Genomic DNA, 19,101 nt, shown 5'->3' with positions numbered 1-19,101 from the left:
GTGCTCAGACGCTTCCTGTCGGGCCTTTGGCTTGATCGCGTGCTGTGCGCGCTGCTGGCGCTGCTGTCCCTTGCGGGGCTGATCGTCGGGCTGATGGCGGCGCGCCCCGCCGTCGCGGGAGCCGGTTGCTTCGGGCTGGTGTGTGCAGGCTGGGCGGCGCAGGTGCTGTTCGACCGCGAGTCGCTCAGGCGTTCGCGTGCGGTTCGGGCGGCGCGAGAGCGAGGGTCGTGCTGACGCGCACACAGTCCTTGATGTGCTGCTCGCCGAGCGCGCGCAGTGCCGCATAGCCGAGCGCGGCCGACACGATCTGCCCGGCGATGGGCACGTACTTGGTTGCCTGCTTGGCGGTAAGGCGCACGCCCGCGTGCCTGGCCAGCCGGATCAGCAGGTCGCGCGTGACGAGCCGGCCGACCAGCAGGGCGCCGACGGTGGTCGCCGCCTTCTGGATGCGCTCGCGCTGGTGGGGCGCGAGCTTTTCGACCTGGGTGACCGAGAGGCCGAACTCGGCACTGATCTGCGGCACCAGCCGCGAGAGCAGGGCGGCGTCGGCCATCCAGTCGATGCCGGGCAGGGGCACGGCGCTGGCGGCGGCGGCCATCAGGGCCTTGCGGGTGATGAGCCGGCGGCTGCGGTGCACGGCGGCGACGAGTTTCTCGTCACCCCGGGCCAGGTCGATGGCGGACGGCATCCGGTGATTCCCCTTGCCTGGTTCCAGGTCAGGCCGCCAGGGCTTCGAGCTGGTCCGACAGGGCCAGCCAGCGCTCTTCGAGGCGACCGATTTCATGGTTGAGCGCCTTCAGCCGCTTGCCCGCTTCGGCAATCTCCGCAGGAGGCAGCGGCTGCGCCAGGCGCGCTTCGAGCGCGGTGCGTTCGGTGCCGGCGGCGGCCATGCGCTCGTCAATCTGCGCGATCTCGCGCTTGATCGGCTTGGCTTGGTCGCTGCGCTGCTGGCGCTCCTGGGCGTCCTGCTTGCGTTGCTGCGCAGCGGCGGGCGCCGCCACCGGTGCGGCTGCTGCGGCAGCAGCGGCGATGCTGACGGCCTCGCGCGTCGCCATCTTCGCTTCTTCGCGCAGGCGCTTGGCCTCGTCGAGCAGGTAGCGCTGGTAGTCGTCGAGGTCGCCGTCGAAGTCGCCGACCACGCCGCGGCCCACCAGCCAGAACTCGTCGCACACCGAACGCAGCAACGCACGGTCGTGGCTCACGAGCATCAGCGTGCCTTCGAACTCGTTGAGCGCCACGGCGAGGGCCTCGCGGGTGGCCAGGTCCAGGTGGTTGGTGGGCTCGTCGAGCAGCAGCAGGTTGGGGCGCTGCCACACCATCATCGCGAGCACGAGGCGGGCCTTTTCGCCGCCGCTCATGGTGCCCACGGGCTGCTTGACCATGTCGCCGCTGAAGTTGAAGCTGCCGAGGAAGCCGCGCAGGGCCTGTTCGCCGGTGGCTTCCTTGACGCTGCTGCCGAGCTCGCGCGCCATGCGCACCATGTGCTCGAGCGGGGTGTCCTGCGGGCGCAGCACGTCGAGTTCCTGCTGCGCGAAGTAGCCGATGTTCAAGCCCTTGCCTTCGGTGACCTGGCCGGCCAGCGCACCCATTTCGCGCGCAATGGTCTTCACCAGCGTCGACTTGCCCTGGCCGTTGGCGCCCAGGATGCCGATGCGCTGGCCCGCCAGCACCGAACGGCTCACGCCGCGAAGGATGGTCTTGGGCGCTTCGTTCTCGATCTCGTACCCGAAGCTCGCGTTGCTGATCGACAGCATCGGATTGGGGATGTTGCCCGGCTCCTTGAACTCGAAGGTGAAGTCGGCCTCGGCCAGGAGCGGCGCCACCTTTTCCATGCGCTCCAGCGCCTTGACGCGGCTTTGTGCCTGCTTGGCCTTGCTGGCCTTGGCCTTGAAGCGGTCGATGAACTTCTGCAGGTGGGCGATCTTGTCCTGCTGCTTGCTGAAGGCCACTTGCTGCTGCTCCATCTGCAGCGCGCGCATGTCCTCGAACTTGCTGTAGTTGCCGCCGTAGCGCGTGAGCTGGGCGTTGGCGATGTGCAGGGTGACGTCGGTCACGGCGTCGAGAAACTCGCGGTCGTGGCTGATGACGATCATGGTGCCCGGGTACTTCTGCAGCCAGGCTTCGAGCCAGACGAGGGCGTCCAGGTCCAGGTGGTTGGTCGGTTCGTCGAGCAGCAGCAGGTCGCTCGGGCACATCAGGGCGCGGGCCAGCTGCAAGCGCATGCGCCAGCCGCCCGAGAAGCTGTTGACGGGCTCGTCGAGCTCGTGCGACTTGAAGCCCAGGCCCAGGATGAGCGCCTGCGCGCGCGGCACGGCGTCGTGCTCGCCTGCGTCGGCCAGGTCGGTGTAGGCGTGGGCCAGCTCCATGCCGATGTCGGCGTCGTCGGGGTTCGCGGTGTAGGCGGCCTCGATGGCGGCCAGCGACTCGCGCAGCTCGGTCAGGCGGGTGTCGCCGCCCACCACGAAGTCGGTGGCCGACTCCTCGGTCTCGGGCATGTTCTGCGCCACCTGGGCCATGCGCCAGTGTTTGGGCACCGAGAAGTCGCCGCCGTCTTCGTGCAGCGTGCCGTTGAGCAGGGCGAACAGGGTCGACTTGCCGGCGCCGTTGCGCCCCACCAGGCCGACCTTTTCGCCGGGGTTGAGGGTGACGGTGGCGCCGTCGAGCAGAACCTTGGCGCTGCGGCGAAGAATGACGTTTTTGAGAGTGATCATGAAAATGGGCCTAGGCCGGGATTATCCCGGGTGGGCTGAAGGGGGCCGCGAATGCGGGTTACCGGACGCAGAGGACGCGAAGATTTCGCAGAGGGCGCAAAAGGAAAACCAAAAAATGGTTTTGTATTACTTCTGCGTCCGGAAGTCCGATTTCAGCAGCGCCTCCCGTGTGACCAGCAAGACCTGGTCCTCGCCCGCCGAGGCTTCGAGCCAGACGACCTCGAGCTGCGGAAAGGCGGCCTCGAAGTAGTCGCGCTCGTTGCCGATTTCCAGCACCAGCACGGCGCGCTCGCTCATGCAGGAAGGCGCGGCGGCGAACAACTGGCGCACGAAATCCATGCCGTCGGTGCCGCCGGCCAGTGCGAGCTCGGGCTCGGCACGGTATTCGGCGGGCAGGGCGGCCATGCTGGCGCTGTTCACGTAGGGCGGGTTGCACAGCACGAGGTCGTACGGGCCGGGCGTGTTCGCCAGGCCGTCCGATTCGATGAGCGTGACGCGCGCGTCCAACTCGTGGCGGGTGACGTTGATGGCCGCCACTTCGAGGGCCTCGGCCGACAGGTCGGCCGCATCCACGGTCACGTCCGGATAGGTCAGCGCCGCGAGCACCGCGAGGCTGCCATTGCCAGTGCACAGGTCGAGCACGCGCCGCGTGTGCTCGCCGAGCCAGTAGTCGATGGAACCGTCGGCGATCAGCTCGGCGATGAAGCTGCGCGGCACGATGGCGCGCTCGTCCACGTAGAAGGGCACGCCCTGCAGCCACGCCTCTTTCGTGAGGTAGGCGGCGGGCTTGCGCGTGGCGATGCGCTCTTCGATCAGCGCGGCGACCTTGCCGGCTTCTGCGGGTGACACGGGCGTGTCGGCGACGCTGTCGAGGTCGTCCAGCGGCAGCTTCAGGCGCCACAGCACGAGCCAGGCGGCTTCGTCGAAGGCGTTGGCGGTACCGTGGCCAAAAGCCACGCCGGCTTCCTCGAGCCGCTTGGCGCCCGACTCGATCAGCTCGATGACGGTGCTCATGTCGCGAGTGCAGCATCGAGCTGCTTCAGCGTGCGCAGGTAGATGTTCTTCAGCGTCTCGATCTCGGCCACGTCGATGTGCTCGTCGATCTTGTGGATGCTGGCGTTCACCGGGCCGAGTTCGACTACCTGCCTGCAGATCTTGGCGATGAAGCGCGCGTCGCTGGTGCCGCCGCTCGTCGACAGCTCGGTTTCGATGCCGGTCTCTGCGCGGATCGCGCCCTGCACGGCCGCGACCAGTTCGCCGGGCGTCGTCAGGAAGGGCAGTCCGCCGACGGTCCAGGCCAGCGTGTAGTCGATGCCGTGCGCGTCGAGCACGGCGTGCACGCGCTGCTGCAGCGATTCGGGCGTCGATTCGGTCGAGAAGCGGAAGTTGAAGTCGATCACTGCGCTGCCCGGAATCACGTTGCTTGCGCCGGTGCCCGAATGGAAATTGCTGATCTGCCAGCTGGTGGGCTGGAAGTAGGGGTTGCTCGCGGTGTCCCAGCCGCCCGCGGTGTTGATGGCCACCAGTTCGGCCAGCGCGGGCGCGACCGAATGCACGGGGTTCTTCGCCAGGTGCGGGTAGGCGATGTGGCCCTGCACGCCCTTGACGGTGAGCTTGCCGCTCATGGTGCCGCGGCGGCCGTTCTTGATCATGTCGCCGCAGCGCTCCACCGCCGTGGGCTCGCCGACGATGCAGTAGTCGATGACTTCGCCGCGCGCGGCCAGCGCGTTGCAGACGATGACGGTGCCGTCGACGCCGGGGCCTTCCTCATCGCTGGTGAGCAGCAACGCGAGCGTGAGCTGCGGGTCGGGCACGGCCTGCAGGAATTCCTCGATCGAGGTCACGAAGGCGGCCACCGAGGTCTTCATGTCGCAGGCGCCACGGCCATAGAGCTTGCCGTCGCGATGCGTGGGGGTGAAAGGGTGGCTGGTCCATTGCTCGACAGGGCCGGTGGGCACCACATCGGTGTGGCCGGCGAACACCAGCGTTTTGGTCGCAGCCGCGTTGGTGGGACGGCGCACCGCCCAGAGGTTGGTCACCCGAAAGTCGGCCGGGCCGCTCTCGATGGTTTCCAGCGTGAAGCCCAGTGGCGCCAGCCGCTCGCCGAGGATCTGTTGGCAGCCCGCATCGTCGGGGGTGACGGAGGGGCGCGAGATGAGTTGTTCGGCGAGCTGGAGCGTACGGGACATCGGGAAAAGGCTTGGTTCAAAACTTCACGTCGAGCGTGATGTCGGTGAAGGTGGGTTCGTCGACCTGGTCGGTCAGGTGGCGGTCATCCACCTGCTGCTTGGGCGCGGCGCGGTTCTGCAGGCGCCACATCAGGTTGGTGGGCGAATCGGCGTGCGACAGGCCTTCCTCGCGGGTCACGCGCTCTTCGGTGATGAGGCGGGCGATGTCTTCCTCGAAGGTCTGCGAGCCTTCGGCCATCGACTTTTCCATGGCTTCCTTGACGCCCGAGAAGTCGCCCTTTTCGATCAGCTCGGCCACCAGCGCGGTGTTGAGCATGACTTCGAGCGCCGGCACGCGGCCGCCGGTCGGCGTGCGCAGCAGGCGCTGCGAAACGATGGCGCGCAGCGCGCCACCCAGGTCGCCCAGGAGCGTGGGCCGAACTTCGACCGGGAAGAAGCTCAGGATGCGGTTCAGCGCGCGGTAGCTGTTGTTGGCGTGCAGCGTGGCCACGCACAGGTGGCCCGACTGCGCGTAGGCGATGGCGGCGGTCATGGTGTCGCGGTCGCGGATTTCGCCGATCTGGATCACGTCGGGCGCCTGGCGCAGCGCGTTCTTCAGCGCCATCTGCAGCGAGGTGGTGTCGCTGCCCACGTCGCGCTGGTTCACCACTGATTTCTTGTTGGTGTAGGTGAACTCGATGGGTTCCTCCACCGTCAGGATGTGGCCGCTGGCGTGCTCGTTGCGGTAGTCGAGCATCGAGGCCAGCGTGGTGGTCTTGCCGGCGCCGGTGGCGCCCACCATCAGGATCAGCCCGCGCTTGTCCATGATGAGCGTCTTGAGGATGTCGGGCAGGTTCAGGTCGGCAAAGCTTGGAATCGTCGAGGCGATGTGCCGCACCACCACCGCGTAGGTGCCACGCTGGCGCATGGCGCTGATGCGGTAGTTGCCGGCGCCTTCGAGAGCGACGGCCATGTTGAGTTCGCCCGTGCTTTCCAGCTCCTGGATGCGGGCGGGGGGCACCACCTCGGACAGCAGCGCGAGCGGCGCGGTGGCCGGCAGCACCTGCGCGTTGATCGGCACGCAGATGCCGTTGATGCGGATCAGCACCGGGGAGTGGGCCGAGAGGTAGATGTCGGAGGCCTTGCGCTCGGCCATCAAACGAAGAATCCGCTCCATCATGTTCATCGGTCTCTCTCCTCGGGTGCTGTTGTTTTCTCTAAGGGGAAAAGGGATTGGTCCTGGGACCGTTCAGTCGCGCAGCAGGTCGTTCAGCGAGGTCGTGGAACGCGTCTTGGCGTCGACCTTCTTCACGATGATGGCGGCGTACATGCTGTAGCGGCCGTTGTCCTTGGGCAGGCTGCCGGCCACGACGACCGAGCCCGCGGGCACGCGGCCGAAGTGGGTTTCGCCGGTGGCGCGGTCGTAGATCGGGGTGCTCTGGCCGATGAACACGCCCATCGACAGCACCGAGTTTTCTTCGACCACCACGCCTTCGACCACTTCGGAGCGCGCGCCGATGAAGCAGTTGTCTTCGATGATGGTGGGGCCGGCCTGCAGCGGCTCGAGCACGCCGCCGATGCCGACGCCGCCCGACAGGTGCACGTTGGCGCCGATCTGCGCGCACGAACCCACGGTGGCCCAGGTGTCGACCATGGTGCCTTCGCCCACGTAGGCGCCGATGTTCACGTACGAGGGCATCAGGATCGCGCCCTTGGCGATGTAGCTGCCGCGGCGGGCCACGGCCGGCGGCACGATGCGAACGCCCGACTCCTTCAGCTCGTTGGCCGACAGGTGCGAGAACTTGGTCGGCACCTTGTCGTAGAAGCCGAGCGAACCGGCCTGCATCTGCTCGTTGTCCTTCAGGCGGAACGACAGCAGCACGGCCTTCTTGATCCACTGGTGCACGGTCCACTTGCCGACGCTTTCACGGGTGGCCACGCGCAGCTTGCCGTTGTTGAGTTCGGTGATGACGTGCTCGACGGCATCGCGCACTTCGGCCGACGAGGCGGAGGGCGAGATGTTGGCGCGGTCTTCCCACGCGGCGTCGATGATTTGTTGCAGTTGCTGGGTCATGGAGAAGGTCTCGGGTGAAAAATGGGAGCGGGAAAGCGGATCAGCGGCGGGCGTCCGTGCCCTCGTTGCAGAAGCGGACGATGCGTCCGGCGGCCTCGACGCACTCGGCCGTTCCGGCCACCAGCGCCATGCGGATGCGGCCCCGGCCGGGGTTGGCGCTGTGCGCCCCGTATGTCGTATGGCGCGCCAGATAGCTGCCTGGCAAAACCGTCACATTGTATTGAGCGTAGAGCGCGCGGGCGAAGGCTTCGTCGTCGCCAGCCCACACTTCGGGCACGCCGGCCCAGAGGTAGAAACTGGCGTCGGGCAGGCGCACGTCGAGCACGGGTTCGAGCAGCGGCGTGACGGCAGCGAACTTGGCGCGGTACTGCGCGCGGTTATCGACCACATGAGACTCGTCACCCCAGGCCGCGATGCTGGCGGCGGCCACGGTGCCGCTCATGGCGCTGCCGTGGTAGGTGCGGTAGAGCAAGAACTTCTTGATGATGGACGCGTCGCCCGCCACGAAGCCGCTGCGCAGGCCGGGCACGTTGCTGCGCTTGGACAGCGAGGTCAGTGCGATCAGGTTTCTGAAGTCGGGCCGGCCGAGCTTCACCGAGGCTTCGAGGCCGCTGAGCGGGGGCTCGTCGCGGAAGTAGATTTCGCTGTAGCACTCGTCGGCGGCGATCACGAAGCCGTGGCGGTCGGACAGTGCGAAGAGTTTCTTCCACTCGTCCAGCGACATCACGGCGCCCGTCGGGTTGCCCGGCGAGCAGACGAACACCAGTTGCGTACGGGCCCAGACGTCGTCGGGCACGCTGTCCCAGTCGACCGCGAAATTGCGCGCGGGCACGCTGGCCACGTAGTACGGCTCGGCGCCCGAGAGCAGGGCCGCGCCCTCGTAGATCTGATAGAACGGGTTGGGCGACATCACCACCGGCTGCGGCGAGGCGGTTGGGTCGACCACGGTCTGGGCCAGCGAGAACAGCGCCTCGCGCGAGCCGTTGACGGGCAGCACCTGCGTGGCCGGGTCGAGGGCGAGGCTGTAGCGGGTTTTCAGCCAGTCGGTGAAGGCGGTGCGCAGCGCAACGTCGCCGGCGGTCGCGGGATAGGCGGCCAGCGCGCCGAGGCTGGCGCTCAAGGCGTCCTTGATGAAGCCCGGCGTGGCGTGCTTGGGTTCGCCGATGCCCAGGCTGATGGCGGAAAACTCGGGATTGGGCGTGACGCCCGCGAACAGTTGCTTCAGCCGCTCGAAGGGATAGGGTTGCAACCGGGAAAGCAGGGGATTCATGCCCGGGATTATCGGTGACAGCTGTTACCGCTCCTGGCGAAGCGGCTACTGGCCGGCGACAGGTGTCGTCGTCAGGCCGCGCCGCGCCGGTAGAAGGCGAGCGAGCCGGCCAGCGCCAGCAGCATGCCGCCGCAGGCGCGGTCGATCCAGCGCGTGGCCGATACGGTCAGCAGCCGGATCGCGCGGGCGCCGACGAAGGCGTAGGCCAGCATCACCGCCATGTCCAGGCCCGCGAAGATCAGGGCGATGACGAAGTATTGCGGCGCCTGCGCGGCCGAGGGATCGATGAACTGCGGCAACAGCGCCGAGCAGAAGATGTAGCCCTTGGGGTTGGTCGCCGCCACGAGGAAGGACTTGAAGAAGATGCGCTTGCTCTCGCCCGCCGTGGTCGACGGCGCGCCGTCGGCGGCAGGCAGATGGAAGCCGCCGCCCCTGGAGCGCAGCATGCGCAGGCCGAGATACGCCAGGTACACCGCGCCGACCCACTTCAGCATCGAGAACCAGAACTCGGACGCGGCCAGCAGCGCGCCAAGGCCGAGGGCCACGGCGCCGACCAGCACGAAGTCCGACAGCACTGCGCCGAGCATGCCCGGCAAGGCTCGCCGTACGCCGTGGCGCGAGCCGTTGCTGAGCGCCAGCAGGACGGTAGGACCGGGCGTGGCGATGGCGGCGAAGGCCACGATGGCGAAGAGCAGGGCTGTGGCGAGCGTCATCGGGGCAGTCTCCTTCTCGGGGATTTCAGCAGTCGGTCAGATCTTCTTGACCAGCACCTGGCTCTTGCGGTCCCAGTTGTACTTGCGCTTGCGCGCCTCGGGCAGCCAGTCGGGGTTGACCTGCTGGAAGCCGCGCTTGAGGAACCAGTGCATGGTGCGCGTGGTGAGCACGAAGATGCTGTCCAGGCCCATCGCCTTGGCGCGGTGTTCGACACGCTTGAGGATGCGTTCGCCGTCGCCCTGCGACTGCGATTGAGGCGACACCGTGAGCGCGGCCATCTCGGCGGTGCGCGCCTCGGGGTATGGGTAGAGTGCTGCGCAGCCGAAGATCACGCCGTCGTGCTCGATCACCGTATAGTGGCCCACGTCGCGCTCGATCTCGGTGCGGTCGCGCTTCACGAGCGTGCCGTCGCGCTCGAAGGGCTCGATCAGCTGGAGGATGCCGCCGATGTCGTCCACCGAGGCTTCGCGCAGGCTCTCGAGCTTTTCGTCGATCACCATCGTGCCGACGCCATCGTGCACGTACACCTCGAGCAGCAGCGAGCCGTCGAGCGCGAAGGGCAGGATGTGGTTGCGCTCAACGCCGGCCTTGCAGGCCTTCACGCAGTGCTGCAGGTAGAAAGCCGTGTCCGTCGGCTTCTGCGGCGGCGGCAGCGAGGCGAGCAGTTTTTCCGCGGCATCCAGCGGCAGCTCGGTGTCGATCGGGTTGTCCTCGCTCTCGGGCAACTCACTGTCGATGCGGATGCCCGGGATCTCGGTCAGGAAGATCAGCTTGTCGGCCTGGATCGAGATGGCGACGCTGGTGGCCACCTCTTCCATCGTCAGGTTGAAGGCCTCGCCGGTGGGCGAGAAGCCGAAGGGCGACATCAGCACCATCGCACCGAAATCGAGCGTGCGGCGGATGCCGGCCGAGTCGACCTTGCGCACCAGGCCCGAATGCTTGAAGTCCACCCCGTCGACAACGCCAACGGGCCGCGCGGTGATGAAGTTGCCCGAGATCACCCGCACCGTCGAGCCCGCCATCGGCGTGTTCGGCAGGCCCTGGCTGAAGGCAGCCTCGATCTCGTAGCGCAGCTGTCCCGCGGCTTCCTGCGCGGAGTCGAGCGCCACTTCGTCGGTGATGCGGATGCCGTGCGAGTACTTTGCTTCGTGGCCCTTGGCCGCGAGCTGCTCGTTGACCTGCGGACGGAAGCCGTGCACCAGCACGATCTTCACGCCCATGCTCTGGATCAGGGCCAGGTCCTGCGCGATGTTCTGCAGCTTGCCCGCCGCGATCGCCTCGCCCGCCAGGGCGACCACGAAAGTCTTGCCGCGGTGCGTGTGGATATAGGGCGCGACCGAGCGGAACCAGGGCACGAAGGTGAAGTTGAAAACGGTGGACATGGGGCGTGATTGTGCATTCATGGAGCGTCGTTTGCCTGACTCGGGCGATTCAGGCGATCGCCCGCAGCACGCGGGCCGCGCTGGCGGGAACGGCTGCCGCGGCGGCCTCTGGTTGCGCCGGGGGCAGCAGGTCGGCATGGCGGGCGCGGAAGCTCGCCAGCAGCGCCGCATAGGCGTCGGTCGGCTCTCCGGTGGGAGCGGTTGGCAGGCCGAGCATTGCCGCCAGTTCGGCCGGCGCGATGGAACCCTCGCGCATCAGCGCGTCGACCACCACCACCAGCGCCGGCGTGTGCGCGTCGAGCAGCGCGAGGGCGCGCGCATGCTCCTGCGCGAGCAGGGCCTCGATCTCGGGGTTGGTGGCATCGACGTCGGTATTGCGGTTGTCCTCCGGGTCGTTCGCCACGTCGGTGCGGCTCAGGCGCGTGCCGAAGGCGAAGTGGCGCACGTACTGTGCCGCGCAGGCGGTAGCCTGCATGAAGTCCTGCACGGCGCCGGAGGTGCAGGCCTGCTCGCCGAACACCAGTTGCTCGGCGGCACGGCCCGCGAGGCTCACGCAGATGCGGTCGCGCAGGTTCTCCTTCGACCAGGCCTTGCGCTGCTCGTAGCTGTTGTAGCCGCCCTCGAACGAGGCGACGTTGATCTTGATCTCCTGCGGTGCGCGGCCGAACAGCAGGCCGTAGGCCACGCCGTGGCCGGCCTCGTGCACGGCGAGCAGGGCGCGGAAGTCCTCGCTCGAACGCTGCTTGAGGCGGTTCAGCTCCAGCGACACCGGGAACTGGCGGCGCACCTTGCGGTACTTGGCCTGGATGCAGGAGGCGCCCGCATCCAGCGTGAGCCACACCGGCTCGCCGCCGTCGGCGCCTTGCTCCAGCGCCCACAGCGCGGCATTGACCAGCGTGGCGCTCAGGATCGCGTGGATCGAAGAGAACAGCGGGCGCGTGCCCTGCGCCGGGAACACGGCGTTGGCGTAGATCTGCTCGTACACGCTCGCGTCGAGCACGAAGCGCACGCCGGAGCTTTCCTGGATTTCGCCCACGTAGCGGTCGCAGATCGACAGGATCAGGCGCACGTAGGTCGCACGGTTGAACGACGGGTAGATCAGGTGGTTGTTGCCCAGGCGCGCGATCTGCTCGGGGCGGAAACGCTCGGCCAGCGCCTTCTTCACGTCGATGACGGAGAGCTTCTTCGTCAGTGTGTGGAAGATGTCGGCGTCGGTGTCGCAGTCCTCGACGCGGCGGGCCGTCTCGGCGTACATCTCGTCGAGATTGCCCGAGACGAACACCAGCAGCTTGCTGTAGTCGGTCTCCCAGTCTTGCTGCGCGTCGCGGAAGGCGCGCAGGCGCGCATGCACCTCGGCGGGCTTCCAGGCCATGATCTGCAGCAGGGTCTCGGAGAGCTTCAGGCAGCGCTTCACTTCGTGCGCCTCCCAGGGCGAGAGGTGCAGCTTGCGCTTCTTGTCGTCCTTCTTCCTGTCGGCCGGGCCGTCGCGGTCCTGCACGTACTCGGCCTGCGCGAGCGACGATTCGATCTCGCCCAGCATCGACAGCGCGGGCGGCAGGCGGCCGTCGGACAGCAGCGCCCACACATCCTGGTAGCGCTCGACCTTGGCCTCGTTGCCGTTGCCATCGACGGTGCGGAAGCGCTGGAACTCGTCGAGCACCAGGATGCCGGGCGTGCTTTCGGCAATACCCGATTCGGCCAGCATGGCCGAGATGGAGCCGCGGCTGTGATAGCCCGAGCCATGGCTGAAGCCGTCCATCTGTACTTCGATGAAGCGGTCGTAGAAGCCCAGGTGCTGGGCCAGGCGGCGCACGAGCTGTGTCTTGCCCGTGCCGGTCAGGCCCCAGAGGCAGATGACCACAGGGCGGCTGATGAGCTGCGGCAGCACATACCAGGCGCGCAGCGAATCGATCACGCGGTCGATGATGTCATCGATGCCGAAGAGTTCGGCCTTCAGCGCCTCGGCGACGGTCTGCAGATGGCGCGTGCGTTCGGACAGCTCGGCGTGCAGGCGGGAGTGGATGTCTTTGGACATGGTGTTTTTCTTTTTTATCGAACAGGGACGGAAAAGCGCCCGCTCCTTCGCACGAAGGAGTCGGCAGTCAGACGCTGTGGGAGCTGTTGCGGCGCTTCTGTGCTCGAAGCGCGCGGGGGCGCGGCTTCAGGCCGGGCGAGGCAACTTGGCCCGTCCATGCGCGGTGGGCGCACGGCTTGCGCAGCGACGGCGCAAGGTGGTGGGGGCAAGGCAGGACATGGACGCGATCGTAGCGAGAGGGTGCAGTGGAGTAAAGACTATTTACACGACGTGTTGCCATGGGGCGGCGCACTGTGGGCGCCCTGCAACAACTGCCGTGCGCACCGATAATCGACGGTTTGCCCGCCGCGCCAGCCCGACGACTGCCTTCCCTTGACGACCACGACACCTCTTCGCATCGAATTTCCCGAATCGCTCCCTGTCTCGGGCAGGCGCGACGAAATCATGGCCGCCATCTCGGCGCACCAGGTCGTTATCGTCTGCGGCGAAACGGGCTCGGGCAAGACCACGCAGCTGCCCAAGATCGCGCTGGCGCTGGGTCGAGGCAAGCTCAACGCCGAGCCAGGCAAGGGCCGGCTCATCGGCCACACGCAGCCGCGCCGCATTGCTGCGAGCTCGGTCGCCAAGCGCATCGCTGAAGAGTTGAAGACGCCGCTGGGCGACGTGGTCGGCTTCAAGGTGCGCTTTCAGGACCGGTTGAGCCGCGACGCCTCGGTCAAGCTGATGACCGACGGCATCCTGCTGGCCGAGACGCAGACCGACCCGCTGCTGAAGGCCTACGACACGCTGATCATCGACGAGGCCCACGAGCGCTCGCTGAACATCGACTTCCTGCTGGGCTACCTGCGCGAGATTCTTCCGCGCCGGCCCGACCTGAAGGTGATCGTCACCTCGGCCACCATCGATGCCGACCGCTTCGCGCAGCACTTCGCGTCCAGGAACGGGCCGGCGCCGATCATTTATGTCTCCGGCCGTACTTTCCCGGTGGAGCAGCGCTACCGCCCGTTCGAGGAGTCGCGCGAGCACGACCTGAACGATGCGATCGCCGATGGTGTCGACGAACTCTGGCGCGACCCGCACAACGCGGGCGACATCCTTGTTTTCCTGCCCGGCGAGCGCGAGATCCGTGAAGCGGCCGACCACCTGCGCCGCCACCTGAGTCACCAGCCGCTGCTGCGCAACGCCGAGGTGTTGCCGCTGTTCGCGCGCCTCTCGGGTCCCGAGCAGGACCGCATCTTCGACGGCCACACGGGCCGGCGCATCGTGCTGGCCACCAACGTGGCCGAGACCTCGCTCACCGTGCCGGGCATCCGCTACGTGATCGACACCGGCACGGCGCGCGTCAAGCGCTACAGCTTCCGCAGCAAGGTCGAGCAGTTGCTGGTCGAGCCGATCAGCCAGGCCGCGGCCAACCAGCGCGCGGGCCGGTGCGGGCGGGTGGCGAACGGCATCTGCATCCGGCTCTACGACGAAAAGGATTTCGAAGGCAGGGCGCGCTTCACCGATCCGGAAATCCTGCGTTCCTCGCTCGCGGGTGTGATCCTGCGAATGAAGTCGCTGCGGCTGGGCGACGTGGCGCGCTTTCCGTTCCTCGAGGCACCATCGCCGCGCGCGATTGCCGATGGCTACCAACTGCTCAACGAACTCGGCGCGGTCGACGACGCCAACGAACTGACGCAAACCGGTGCCGAGCTGTCGCGGCTGCCGCTCGACCCGCGCGTCGGCCGGATGATCCTGGAAGCCCGATCGCGCGGCGCGCTCGAAGAAGTCCTGGTCATCGCCTCGGCCCTCAGCGTGCAGGACGTGCGCGACCGCCCGATGGACGCACAGCAGCAGGCCGACCAGGCGCATTCGAAATTCGACGACGAGAAGAGCGAGTTCAGCGGCTACCTGCGGCTGTGGAAGTGGATCGCCGACGCGCGCGGCGGCCACGGAGACACGCACAAGCTCAGCAACCGCCAGTACGAGCAGCTGCTGCGCCAGAACTTCATCAACATCCGCCGTGTGCGCGAGTGGCGCGACATCCACTCGCAGCTGCTCACAGTCGTGACCGAGCACAAGTGGCGCCTCAACGCCGAGCCCGCTGGCTATGAGCCGCTGCACCTGTCGATGCTCGCGGGCCTGCTCGGCAACATTGGCTGGAAGCTCGAAGATGACGAGGCGTATCTCGGTGCGCGCGGCATCAAGTTCTACAAGCACCCGGGTGCGCATCTGAAGAAGAAGCCCGGCCGCTGGATCGTTGCGGCCGAACTGGTCGAGACCACGCGGCTCTTCGGGCGCGGCATCGCCAACATCGAGCCACAGTGGCTCGAACAGGTGGCGGGGCATCTGCTGAAGAAGCAATTGCTCGACCCGCACTGGGAGAAGAAGGGCGCGCAGGTGTCGGCGCTGGAGCGCGCGACGTTGTACGGGCTTGTCGTATACAGCGGGCGCCGCGTCGACTTCACCAAGGTCGATCCGGTCGCGGCGCGCGAAATCTTCATCCGCGAGGCGTTGGTCGGTGGGCAATGGGAGAGCAAGTTCCCGTTCCTCACGGCCAACCGCAAGCTGGTGCGCGAGGTCGAAGGGCTGGAGCACAAGTCGCGCCGGCAGGACGTGCTGGTCGACGACGAACTGATCTTCGCCTTCTACGACGCGCAGTTGCCCGCCGACGTGGCCAGCGGCATCACCTTCGAGAACTGGTACCGCCATGCCTCGGAGGAGCAGCCACGTCTCTTGTTCCTGACGCGCGATGAACTGATGCGCCACCAGGCGGCTGGCATCACGACGCAGTCTTTTCCGGCCACGCTGCGGCTGGGCGGCGTCGATTGTGCTGCGACCTACCTGCACGAGCCCGGCGACGCGAAGGACGGCCTCACCGTCAGCGTGCCGCTGTTTGTGCTCAACCAGGTGAGCGAGGAACGCTGCGAGTGGCTGGTGACGGGCATGCTCAAGGACAAGATCCAGGCGCTGCTCAAGAGCCTGCCGCAGCGCCCGCGCTCGCGGCTGGTGCCGCTGCCCGAGTCGGCTTCGAAGCTGGCGGAAGAACTATCGGCGCCCGAGCTGTTCGGTACGGGCTCGCTGACCGACGTGCTGCTCAAGCGCGTGCGCGACATGACCAGCATCGACGTGAAGCGCGCCGACTTCAAGCTCGACATGCTGCCGCCGCACCTGTTCATGAACCTGCGCGTGATCGACGAGCACGGGCGGCAGCTGGGCATGGGGCGCAACCTTGGTGCGCTGAAGGCCGAACTCGGTGCGCAGGCGCGCGGCGCGTTCCAGGCGCTCGCGGGGCTGAATGTGAAGGCGTCGCCGGAGAAGAAGACGGCGACGGACGAAGGCTCGAAGGCGCCCGCGAAGGCGGCCAACGCGCCTGCACCCGCCGCGCTACCCGCCGGCCAGCGCTACACGGGCTGGACTTTCGGCGAGCTGCCCGAACTGATGGAAGTGCGCCGCGGCTCGCAATCGCTGATCGGTTTTCCGGCGCTGCGCGACGAGGGGGACGCCGTGACCATCGAGGTGTTCGACGAGCCTGCCGTGGCGGCCGCCAAGCACCGGGCCGGCCTGCGCCGCCTGTTCGCACTGCAGCTGAAGGATGCACTCAAGTACCTCGAGAAGAACATCCCCGATCTGCAGAAGATGTCGGTCGCGTTCATGCCGCTCGGCACCTCCGAGGAGTTGCGCACGCAGATCATCGATGTGGCGATCGACCGCGCCTTCCTTCAGGAGCCGCTGCCGACCGACGAGTTTGCGTTCAAGCGCCGGCTGGAAGAGGGGCGCGGCCGCCTCACGCTGATCGCGAACGAGGTGGGCCGGCTGGCGTCGGCCATCCTCGTCGAATACGCGGCGGCCGCGCGCAAGATCAAGGACACGAAGATCCAGCCCGATGCCGTGCAGGATGCCGCGCAGCAGCTGCAGCGTCTCGTCGGCAAGCGTTTCATCGCCGATGCACCGTGGACGCAGTTGCAGCACTTCGCGCGCTACCTCAAGGCCATCGTGCTGCGGCTCGACAAGCTGCGCGCGGACCCCGCGCGCGACGCCGCGAAGCTCGCCGAGCTCAAGCCTCAGGAGCAGCGCTACTGGCGCCTGGTGGCGGAGCGCAAGGGCGTGGTGGATGAGCGCATGCTCGAATTCCGCTGGCTGCTCGAGGAGCTTCGCGTGAGCTTCTTCGCACAGGAGTTGCGCACGCCGCAGCCGGTAAGCGTGAAGCGGCTCGACAAGGCGTGGGCTCAGCTGCAGGCATGAAAAAGCCCGCCGAAAGGGGCGGGCTCTTCGCCGAAGGCGGCACAAGCTGCCGCCGCCCGGTCATATGCGCCCCATGAGCACGAGGATGACAACGATCACGAGCACGAGGCCGAGGCCACCGCTGGGCCCGTAGCCCCAGGACCGGCTATAGCCCCAGCTTGGAAGCGCACCGATCAGCAGCAGGATCAGGATGATCAGCAGAATGAACGAGAGGGACATGGTTTGCTCCTGGGACGTTGTTGCAACGAACCCCGATGCTGGTCATCCCCGCGGTGGCGCGGCGCCGGAGAGCCACCCCTTCGGTGGTCAGGACAGTCCTACCGCGCGCGTCGGCGTTTTGCCCGGTGTATCTGCAAGCGACGGAAGGAGCGTCCTCAGAGCCTGGCGAGCCGCTCCAGCGCGGCGAGCAGCGTCTCGTCTTTCTTGGCGAAGCAGAAGCGCACCACGCGCTGGTCGAAGCCGTTGCCATAGAAGGCCGACAGCGGGATTGCCGCCACGCCGATCTCGCGCGTGAGCCACAGGCAGAACTCGGCTTCGGACAGGTCGCTCACCGCCGAGATGTCGACGCACTGGAAATAGCTGCCTTCGCTGCGCAGCAGCTTGAAGCGCGTCTTCTCGGCCAGGCCGGCGGCGAACAGGTCGCGCTTGCGCTGGTAGAAGGCAGGCAGCTCGAGGTACGGCTTCGGCTCGGCCATGTACTGCGCGAGCGCGTGCTGCATCGGCGTGTTCACGGTGAACACGTTGAACTGATGCACCTTGCGGAACTCGGCCATCAGCGGAGCCGGCGCAGCCACGAAGCCGACCTTCCAGCCGGTGACGTGGTAGGTCTTGCCGAAGCTGCTGACGATGAAGCTGCGCGCGGCCAGGCCCGGGAAGCGCGCCACGCTTTCGTGGCGCGCGCCGTCGTAGACCATGTGCTCGTAGACCTCGTCGCTGATTACGAACACGTCGGTGGGCGCGAGCAGTTCCTCGAGCTGGCGCATCTCGGCGGCGGTCCAGACCGTGGCGCTCGGGTTGTGCGGCGTGTTGATGATGATGGCGCGCGTGCGCGGCGTGAGCGCGGCGGCGATCTTGTCGAAGTCGGGGCGGAAGGTGCCGGGCACGAGCGGCACGCGCACCACGCTGCCGCCGGCCAGATCGATGTTGGGCACGTAGCTGTCGTAGCAGGGCTCGAGCACGATCACCTCGTCGCCCGGGCGCACCACGGCGAGGATGGCCGTGATGATGGCCTGCGTGGCGCCGGCGGTGACGGTGATCTCGGTGGCCGCGCTGTAGCCGTGGCCGTACAGCGCCGAGATCTTCGCGGCGATGGCGTCGCGCAGCGCCGGAATGCCGGGCATCGGCGGGTACTGGTTGTGGCCCGCGGCCATGGCGGCCGTCACGTCTTCGAGCAGCTTCGGATCGCAGTTGAAATCAGGAAAACCCTGGCCGAGGTTGACCGCATTCTTCTCGGCGGCCAGCGCCGACATCACGGTGAAGATGGTGGTGCCTACAGCCGGCAGCTTGGTGGCGATGTCGGGCGTGCGTGGGGATTGAGCTGTGCTCATAGTTCGTAGTCTTGTTGATGGCCGCTCAGGGCCTTGGCGATCAGGTTGCGGTCGAGGCGGTCGGACAGCAGCTCGGCGAACTTGAAGACGAAGTTGCGCAGGTAGGCGCTGCGCTTGAACGCGACCCGCGCGATATTCTGGCCGAACACGTGGCCCATCGGGCGCACCACGAGGTCGGCGTTCGATTCGTCGCGCACGGCCATCTCGGCCACGATGCCCACGCCCAGCCCGAGGCGCACGTAGGTCTTGATCACGTCGGAGTCGATGGCTTCGAGCGCGATGCGCGGCGTGAGCTTCTTCTGCGCGAACGCATGGTCGATGCGCGTGCGTCCGGTGAACGACGGGTGATACGTGATGATCGGCTCGCTCGCCAGGTCTTCGAGCGAGATGCGCTCCTTGGCGGCCAGTGGATGGTCCTTGGGCAGCACCAGCACGTGCTGCCATTCGTAGCAGGGCAGGGTCACGAGCTCGGCGTAGCCGTCGAGCGATTCGGTGGCGATGCCGATCTCGGCGATCTCGTCGATCACCATGCGCGCCACCTGGTCGGGCGAGCCCTGGTGCAGGCTCACGTTGACCTTGGGGTACGCCTCGCGCAGATTGGCCACGGGCACCGGCAGTACGTAGCGCGCCTGGGTGTGGGTGGTGGCGATGGAGAGGGTGCCGCTGTCCTGCGCGCTGAACTGTTCGCCGATGCGCTTGAGGTTGCCCACCTCGCGCATGATGAGTTCGATGCTGGCGATGACGTGCTGGCCCGGCTCGGTCACGCGCTTCAGGCGCTTGCCATGGCGCGCGAAGATTTCAACGCCCAGTTCTTCCTCGAGCTCGATGATGGCCTTGGAAACGCCGGGCTGCGAGGTGTGGAGCGCCTTGGCCGCCTCCGTGAGATTCAGGTTGCGCCGCACGGCTTCCTGAACAAACTTGAACTGGTGCAGATTCATATCAAATTCCGTCTTATTACGGAATTTATTATGCCTTC

General features: G+C 67.1%; 15 protein-coding genes. 2 read left to right on the top strand and 13 right to left on the bottom strand.

The features are described from left to right. Window positions 1-234, top strand: a complete 234-nt coding sequence (locus PMI12_RS28715; RefSeq protein ID WP_157632175.1) for a hypothetical protein — start codon at window positions 1-3, stop codon at window positions 232-234. Here PMI12_RS28715 and PMI12_RS11555 read toward each other — a convergent pair. The 10 genes from PMI12_RS11555 to PMI12_RS11510 form a co-directional block, all read right to left on the bottom strand. After that, window positions 185-688 (bottom strand): hypothetical protein, encoded by a 504-nt coding sequence (locus PMI12_RS11555; protein ID WP_007832320.1) that lies wholly within the window; start codon window positions 686-688, stop codon window positions 185-187. The two genes, PMI12_RS28715 and PMI12_RS11555, sit on opposite strands and share 50 nt — an antisense overlap. 28 nt (window positions 689-716) lie before the next feature. Beyond that, window positions 717-2,711: an ABC-F family ATP-binding cassette domain-containing protein gene (locus PMI12_RS11550; RefSeq protein WP_007832319.1), complete on the bottom strand. Its 1,995-nt coding sequence runs from the start codon at window positions 2,709-2,711 to the stop codon at window positions 717-719. A gap of 126 nt (window positions 2,712-2,837) precedes the next feature. Then, a complete protein-coding gene (gene prmB / locus PMI12_RS11545) occupies window positions 2,838-3,725 on the bottom strand; it encodes a 50S ribosomal protein L3 N(5)-glutamine methyltransferase (RefSeq protein WP_007832317.1) in 888 nt (295 codons plus the stop codon). Further along, entirely contained in the window at window positions 3,722-4,900 is a 1,179-nt protein-coding gene (gene dapE / locus PMI12_RS11540; RefSeq protein ID WP_007832315.1) for a succinyl-diaminopimelate desuccinylase, read from the bottom strand. Before dapE ends, prmB begins: the two co-directional genes overlap by 4 nt. Before the next feature lie 16 nt (window positions 4,901-4,916). Then, on the bottom strand, window positions 4,917-6,065 hold the full coding sequence (locus PMI12_RS11535; RefSeq protein ID WP_007832312.1) for a PilT/PilU family type 4a pilus ATPase: 1,149 nt from the start codon (window positions 6,063-6,065) through the stop codon (window positions 4,917-4,919). A 63-nt stretch (window positions 6,066-6,128) separates the two neighbouring features. Further along, window positions 6,129-6,953 carry a 2,3,4,5-tetrahydropyridine-2,6-dicarboxylate N-succinyltransferase gene (gene dapD, locus PMI12_RS11530; protein WP_007832310.1) on the bottom strand — a complete coding sequence of 275 codons (825 nt, stop codon included), beginning with the start codon at window positions 6,951-6,953 and terminating at the stop codon, window positions 6,129-6,131. A 40-nt stretch (window positions 6,954-6,993) separates the two neighbouring features. Continuing rightward, window positions 6,994-8,223, bottom strand: coding sequence for a succinyldiaminopimelate transaminase (gene dapC, locus PMI12_RS11525; RefSeq protein WP_007832308.1), 1,230 nt, complete (start codon window positions 8,221-8,223; stop codon window positions 6,994-6,996). Between the two features lie 71 nt (window positions 8,224-8,294). After that, window positions 8,295-8,936, bottom strand: a complete 642-nt coding sequence (locus PMI12_RS11520) for a LysE family translocator (RefSeq protein ID WP_007832306.1) — start codon at window positions 8,934-8,936, stop codon at window positions 8,295-8,297. A 36-nt stretch (window positions 8,937-8,972) separates the two neighbouring features. Further along, entirely contained in the window at window positions 8,973-10,319 is a 1,347-nt protein-coding gene (gene argA, locus PMI12_RS11515) for an amino-acid N-acetyltransferase (RefSeq protein ID WP_007832305.1), read from the bottom strand. A 49-nt stretch (window positions 10,320-10,368) separates the two neighbouring features. Further along, window positions 10,369-12,354, bottom strand: a complete 1,986-nt coding sequence (locus PMI12_RS11510; RefSeq protein ID WP_007832304.1) for an AAA family ATPase — start codon at window positions 12,352-12,354, stop codon at window positions 10,369-10,371. Between the two features lie 444 nt (window positions 12,355-12,798). Between PMI12_RS11510 and hrpA the strand changes: the two genes are divergently transcribed. Then, entirely contained in the window at window positions 12,799-16,578 is a 3,780-nt protein-coding gene (hrpA, locus tag PMI12_RS11505) for an ATP-dependent RNA helicase HrpA (protein ID WP_007832303.1), read from the top strand. A 60-nt stretch (window positions 16,579-16,638) separates the two neighbouring features. Here the strand turns inward: hrpA and PMI12_RS28145 are convergent, their stop codons facing one another. The 3 genes from PMI12_RS28145 to PMI12_RS11495 all read right to left on the bottom strand — a co-directional run bounded on the left by PMI12_RS28145 (window position 16,639) and on the right by PMI12_RS11495 (window position 19,063). After that, window positions 16,639-16,797, bottom strand: coding sequence for a DUF3309 family protein (locus PMI12_RS28145; protein WP_007832302.1), 159 nt, complete (start codon window positions 16,795-16,797; stop codon window positions 16,639-16,641). A 155-nt stretch (window positions 16,798-16,952) separates the two neighbouring features. Then, a complete protein-coding gene (locus tag PMI12_RS11500) occupies window positions 16,953-18,125 on the bottom strand; it encodes a pyridoxal phosphate-dependent aminotransferase (RefSeq protein WP_007832300.1) in 1,173 nt (390 codons plus the stop codon). Then, on the bottom strand, window positions 18,122-19,063 hold the full coding sequence (locus PMI12_RS11495) for a CysB family HTH-type transcriptional regulator (RefSeq protein ID WP_007832298.1): 942 nt from the start codon (window positions 19,061-19,063) through the stop codon (window positions 18,122-18,124). Before PMI12_RS11495 ends, PMI12_RS11500 begins: the two co-directional genes overlap by 4 nt. Between the last annotated feature and the right edge of the window lie 38 nt (window positions 19,064-19,101).

Origin of the sequence: Variovorax sp. CF313, assembly GCF_000282635.1 — a bacterium.
Classification (GTDB): Bacteria; Pseudomonadota; Gammaproteobacteria; order Burkholderiales; family Burkholderiaceae_C; genus Variovorax.
Note: the sequence above shows the minus strand (reverse complement) of the source record. Positions and strands in the feature narration are given on the sequence as shown.

Coding starts and splice junctions, on each gene's coding strand:
- PMI12_RS11555 (WP_007832320.1), bottom strand. CDS start 688: ATGCCGTCCGCCATCGACCTGGCCCGGGGTGACGAGAAACTCGTCGCC.
- PMI12_RS11550 (WP_007832319.1), bottom strand. CDS start 2,711: ATGATCACTCTCAAAAACGTCATTCTTCGCCGCAGCGCCAAGGTTCTG.
- prmB (WP_007832317.1), bottom strand. CDS start 3,725: ATGAGCACCGTCATCGAGCTGATCGAGTCGGGCGCCAAGCGGCTCGAG.
- dapE (WP_007832315.1), bottom strand. CDS start 4,900: ATGTCCCGTACGCTCCAGCTCGCCGAACAACTCATCTCGCGCCCCTCC.
- PMI12_RS11535 (WP_007832312.1), bottom strand. CDS start 6,065: ATGAACATGATGGAGCGGATTCTTCGTTTGATGGCCGAGCGCAAGGCC.
- dapD (WP_007832310.1), bottom strand. CDS start 6,953: ATGACCCAGCAACTGCAACAAATCATCGACGCCGCGTGGGAAGACCGC.
- dapC (WP_007832308.1), bottom strand. CDS start 8,223: ATGAATCCCCTGCTTTCCCGGTTGCAACCCTATCCCTTCGAGCGGCTG.
- PMI12_RS11520 (WP_007832306.1), bottom strand. CDS start 8,936: ATGACGCTCGCCACAGCCCTGCTCTTCGCCATCGTGGCCTTCGCCGCC.
- argA (WP_007832305.1), bottom strand. CDS start 10,319: ATGTCCACCGTTTTCAACTTCACCTTCGTGCCCTGGTTCCGCTCGGTC.
- PMI12_RS11510 (WP_007832304.1), bottom strand. CDS start 12,354: ATGTCCAAAGACATCCACTCCCGCCTGCACGCCGAGCTGTCCGAACGC.
- hrpA (WP_007832303.1), top strand. CDS start 12,799: ATGGCCGCCATCTCGGCGCACCAGGTCGTTATCGTCTGCGGCGAAACG.
- PMI12_RS28145 (WP_007832302.1), bottom strand. CDS start 16,797: ATGTCCCTCTCGTTCATTCTGCTGATCATCCTGATCCTGCTGCTGATC.
- PMI12_RS11500 (WP_007832300.1), bottom strand. CDS start 18,125: ATGAGCACAGCTCAATCCCCACGCACGCCCGACATCGCCACCAAGCTG.
- PMI12_RS11495 (WP_007832298.1), bottom strand. CDS start 19,063: ATGAATCTGCACCAGTTCAAGTTTGTTCAGGAAGCCGTGCGGCGCAAC.